Origin of the sequence: Tepidimonas ignava, from assembly GCF_004342625.1 — a bacterium.
Lineage (GTDB): Bacteria > Pseudomonadota > Gammaproteobacteria > Burkholderiales > Burkholderiaceae_C > Tepidimonas > Tepidimonas ignava.
This window is the reverse complement of the sequence record NZ_SMAH01000028.1, coordinates 1-2,923: the sequence shown is the minus strand read 5'-3', so window position 1 is coordinate 2,923 and position 2,923 is coordinate 1. Positions and strand designations below refer to the sequence as shown.

Annotated in this window: 1 protein-coding gene and 1 pseudogene; both read left to right on the top strand. The window is 58.1% G+C overall.

Features of this window, described 5'->3' with window-relative positions; all coding sequences use genetic code 11:
* Positions 1-972: pseudogene (locus tag EDC36_RS13490) on the top strand (heme utilization protein); the annotation flags it as partial.
* 18 nt (positions 973-990) lie between these two features.
* Positions 991-2,799 (top strand): O-linked N-acetylglucosamine transferase, SPINDLY family protein, encoded by a 1,809-nt coding sequence (locus EDC36_RS13110; RefSeq protein ID WP_132963715.1) that lies wholly within the window; start codon positions 991-993, stop codon positions 2,797-2,799.
* The last annotated feature ends 124 nt before the right edge of the window (positions 2,800-2,923 follow it).

The window sequence follows — 2,923 nt, the reverse complement described above, 5'->3', positions numbered from 1 at the left end:
GCTCGTCCGGCTGCGGCCAACCGAGACTCGCGTCGCCAACCCGCCGCTGCTGCGGCTGCGGGCGGCGTGAAAATGAATTTTTCAGGGACGACGAAGTACGCACAGATTGCGGCGCTGACGTCGGCGCAGGTGGCGGCGCTGGAGACGGAGGATTTGAAAGAGATTGGTACGGACGCCATTAAAGGCTTGAGCGCTGCGGCGATCAAGGGTCTAGGGACGGCGCAGGTGCAGGCGTTGACCACGGATCAAGTGGGTGCCTTGGGTGGGGTGCAACTCAAGGGGTTGAGCACGGCAGCGGTTGAAGCGTTGACCTCGGATCAAGTCAAGGCGTTGGGTACGGCGCAGGTGGCGGCGCTCACCGCGGCGCAGGTGGCGGCAATCGAGACGGCTGATTTGGCTGAGATGAACACAGCGCAGGTGGCGGCGCTCACCGCGGCGCAGGTCAAGGCGTTGACCACGGCACAGTTGCAGGCGCTGACGTCGGATCAAGTGCAGGCGCTCAAGTCGGCGCAGCTCGTGGCGCTGACGACGACGCAGCTGCAAGGTGCGGGCACGGACTTTACGAAGAATCTGACGTCGGACCAAGTCAAGGCGCTGACGGCGGCGCAGGTGGCGGCGCTGGGCACGGATCAGGTTGCGAGCCTGGACACGGAGGATGTGGCGGCGCTCACCGCGGCGCAGGTCAAGGCGCTGGGCACGGCGCAGGTGGTGGCGTTGAGCACGGCGCAGGCGGGGGCGCTCACGTCGGCCCAGGTTGCCGCACTGACGGCTGCGCAGATTTCAGGACTGGAAACCGAGGACCTTCAAGCAATAACGACAGATGCTATTAAAGGTTTGAACGCCACAGCTATTAAAGCACTGAACTCAGATCAAGTAAAAGCTTTGACAACCGCGCAACTGGCGGCCATGACACCAACCCAGATCGCGGCCTTCACGAGCGACCAAATCCCACATCTTAATTTGGGTTCGTAAGACGGAGAGCATGGCAGAATGGCCGAGCAGCTTGAGTATGCTGATCAGATTGAAGCTGCCTGGAACGGTCACCTGGGGTTGCTGGAGGTTGTGGAACACAGTGAGCGCTGGCTGGCCGGCGGACGCCCCGCACTCGCTGTGGCACTGTACCGCACATGGCTAGCAACGCCCTCGCGCGCGCCGGGTGGCGAACACCTGATCTGGTTCAATCTCGGCGCTCTCCTGGCTCAGTTGGGCGACCATGAAGGATCCCTCGACGCTTACCTTCAGGTTGTCCATCGGGCGCCAACCTTCTGGCAGGCCCGTATCAACCTTGGTTTGGTGTACGAGCGAATGGGGAAAACCGATGCGGCGCTGGGGCAATGGCGCCACATCGTCGAAAAGGTCGATACGACGAAAGACGATCAAAAACAGTTGGCAGTCACAGCGCTCAATCACATCGGCCGCCATTTGGAGGGACTCAAGCGGTACGCAGAGGCAACCGCCGCGTTGACAGACAGCTTAAGGCTCAATCCGCTACAGCCGGACGCTATTCATCATTGGATCTTCCAGCGTGCCAAACAATGCCGCTGGCCAGTTTATGACCCCCCTCCTGGCCTGACGACCGAGGTCCTCCGTGCCAACACGTCGACCCTGGCGATGATTGCGTTGTCGGATGATCCGCGTGAACAGTTGGAAGCGGCCCAACGCTACGTTCAAAGTAAACTGTCGCCATTACCAAGCGAACGCCTGGCTCCAACCGCAGCCTACGGTCACGGGCGTCTGCGTATCGGCTACTGCTCGTCCGACTTATGCCAGCATCCGGTGGCCATGCTTACGGTCGAGTTGTTCGAGCTGCACGACCGTTCCCGCTTTGAAGTTTATGTGTTCGACTGGTCTCCCGAAGATGGCTCTGCACTCAGAGCGCGTATACGGCAGGCCGTTGACCATTTTATTGATGTCAAGGGTCTGACCGATGAGGAAGCGGCGCGGTTGATTCGAGCGAACGAAATCGATATTCTCGTGGATCTGCAGGGGCAAACGCATGGCGCGAGACCGCGAATATTTGCGTGGCGTCCTGCTCCGGTTCTGCTCACGTATCTGGGGCTGCCTGCAACGACCGGCTTCCCCTTCATTGATTATGTCATTGCCGATAGGTATTTGATTCCCCCGGAATTCGCGAGCTACTACACCGAAAAACCGCTCTACATGCCTGATGTCTATCAGGTGAGCGACCGCAAACGCGAAGTGGCCGAGATTCCGCGCCGACAGGACTGTGGCCTGCCGGAGCGCGGCGTGGTACTTTGTTGCATGAATAATAACTACAAGATTACGCCGGAAATTTTTGATGTATGGATGCGTGTCCTTAAGCTCCTGCCGGATGCGGTTCTGTGGTTGCTGGAAGACAACAGCCAGGTGCCGATCTCGCTGCGTCAGGAAGCAATGGCGCGTGGCGTGGACCCGGCACGGTTAGTTTTTGCCAAACGCACCTCGCATCCCCAATACCTAGCGCGTTATGCGCTGGCCGACCTTTTTCTGGACACCTATCCATTCAATGCGGGAACCACGGCCAATGACGCGCTCTGGATGGGGTTGCCTCTCATCACCATTTCTGGCAAGACGTTCGCGTCACGCATGGCGGGGGCCTTATTGCAGGCCGCCGGGCTGGGTGATTTCATAGCGCGTGACATGCGCGAATATGAGGATATGATTGTCTACTACGCTTCGTCTGCGGAACGGCTCCAAAAGGCGCGCGATCGCTTGCGTGAAATTCGTTCTTCAGTTTTGTTTGATGTCGAGCGATGGGTGAAATGTTACGAAGAGACGTTGGCGAACCTTGTTCAATGAACGGATTATTGACTTTGGGTATTTGATTTTATTTAGTCGCCCCTGAAATATTCATAACATCATGATTTTTCTTGTGTTATTGTCTGTTTGCGAGTACAATTTCCCCCAGATCTGATGTCTGATG